Raw genomic sequence first — 2,176 nt, forward strand, 5'->3', positions numbered from 1 at the left:
GGCCAGGGGAGGGGCGGTGAGCGTGTTGCGGTTGATCCAGTCCAGCGTCCACTCGGCGACCGTGCGCTGGAGCTTGGGCTCGCGCGGGCCGTGCGGCTGGCGGGGCAGCAGCAGCAGGTCGGTCGGCACCCCCACCTTCCGGAGCGCGGTGTAGAACTCCCAGCCCTGCGAGGGGGGCACGCGGTCGTCCTTCTCGCCGTGAACGACCAGGGTCGGCGTCCTCACGTTGCCCGCGTGCAGCACCGCCGAGTGGTCCATGTAGACACGCGGGTCCTCCCACGGCCAGGAGCCGAAGTAGTCGCGGTTGAACTCGGGGATGTCGCAGGTCCCGGCCATCGAGATGAGGTCGGTGACGCCGGCTCCGACGACCGCGGCGCGAAAGCGGTCGGTCTTGGTGACGACCGTCGAGGTCATGAAGCCGCCGTACGACCAGCCGCACACCGCCAGCCGATTCCGGTCGGCGACGCCGCGCTCGATCAGCGCGTCCACGCCCGCCATGATGTCCTCGTAGTCCTTGCCGCCCCAGTCGCGCACGTTGGCCGCCCGGAACTCGCCGCCGTAGCCGCCGCTGCCGCGCGGGTTGGGCAGCAGGATCGCGTAGCCCTTCTGGGCGAACAGCGGCCAGGGGTAGATGCGCGAGCCGGCCGAGAACGTGTTGGAGTGCGTGCCGGCGGGACCACCGTGCACGTTGAGCACGAGCGGCACCTTCTGCCCCGCGCGGTGGCCCGGCGGGTAGATGACCAGGCCTTCGATCGCCCAGCCGTCGGCGCCCTTCCACGCGACCAGCTCCTTACGGAACGGCAGGAGCTCGCGCGCCTTCGGGTTCGTGTCGGTGATGACCTCCGGCTCGCCGTCCGGGAGCCGGACCCGCACGACCTCGCGCGGGTGCTCACCGTCCTCGCGCAGGAACACGGCGATCCGGCCCTGCGAGTCGTACGAGAGCGCGCTGTTCACCTCCGGGCCGCTGGTCAGGGCCTGGACCGTTATGGTGGTCGTCGAGGCGCGATAGAGGTGCTGGGCCGTGCGAGCGTTGGACTGGAAGGTGACGGACTCGCCATCGGGCGTCCACACGAGCTCGCCGCCGAAGCCCTGCACGCGCTCGTCGAAGTACTGGCTCAGGTTCCGGGTCGGCCCGCCAGACGGGGAGACGACGCACAGGTAGTTGTTCGAGTACCACGCCGTGGTCTTTCCGTCCTGCGAGATGAAGGCGATCCGCTTCCCGTCGGGCGACCACGCCGGGCTGTTGTCGATCCCCTTGCGCTGGACGAGCGGCGTGGCCCGCCCGCCCGCGGTCGGGATCAGATAGAGGTCGGAGTTGAACTGGTCGGGGATGAGCGGCGTGGGCTGACCCGCGAACACCGCCTGCTTGCCGTCCGGCGACAGGGAGAAGCCGGTCACGTGCATCTCGCCGCTCGTGAGCTGGGTCGCCTTACGGGTGGCGACGTCCATCGTCCACAGGCGGTTCCACGGGTAGAGCGAGCTCGGGGTCCAGGCGTCGTCCTTGTCCTTCTCCTTCTTCTTCCGCTCTTCGCTCTTGGGCTCGCGCGCGAGGTACCCGAGCAGCTTGCCGTTGCGTGACCACTCGATGGCGGAGACGCCGCCCTTGGAGTCGGACAGGACCGAGGCTTCGCCGCCATCGGGGCGGATGAGCCACGCCTGGCGCTTGGCCTCGTCGCTCGAGGTCGCGGGCTTCGTCTCCTCGGTCTTCGCCCCCGGACGCGGCCGATCGGAGAGGAACGCGATCGTGCGTCCGTCGGGGGACCAGCGGGGACTCTCGTCCGCGACCGGCGAGTTCGTCAGCCGGCGTGCCTCACCGCCCTCGGTCGAGACGAGCCAGATGTCGGTGTTGTACTCGGTGCCGTCGTGATTCAGATCGGAGACCACGTAGGCCACCCAGCGGCCGTCGGGTGAGACCTGCGGATCCGACACCGTGCGCATGGCCAGGACGTCGTCGATCGTCCAGGCTCGCGTGCCGGCGGCCGCGGGCAGGCTGAGGGTGCAGGCGGCGGCGAGCGCGAGGATCAAGGGGCGGGGCAACATGGTGGACACCTCCGGGGCGTGACGGGACCGACTCGGCCGCTCATGAACGCGACCACGGGCAGGATAGCACCGGGCGGCAGTTCGGGATCGGGTGAGTTGCCGGCCGCCGCCATCCACGGCCCCGACCCTGGGGGGC

Annotated in this window: 1 protein-coding gene; it reads right to left on the reverse strand. The window is 70.5% G+C overall.

Annotation, left to right across the window (positions count from 1 at the left end; translation table 11 throughout):
• Positions 1-2,040, reverse strand: a 2,040-nt coding sequence (locus ACRDSQ_RS17495; protein ID WP_431422482.1) for a prolyl oligopeptidase family serine peptidase, incomplete at its 3' end; no start/stop codon positions are given.
• Positions 2,041-2,176 lie beyond the last annotated feature (136 nt).

Origin of the sequence: Actinokineospora sp. (genome assembly GCF_050699995.1) — a bacterium.
Lineage (GTDB): Bacteria > Actinomycetota > Actinomycetes > Mycobacteriales > Pseudonocardiaceae > Actinokineospora.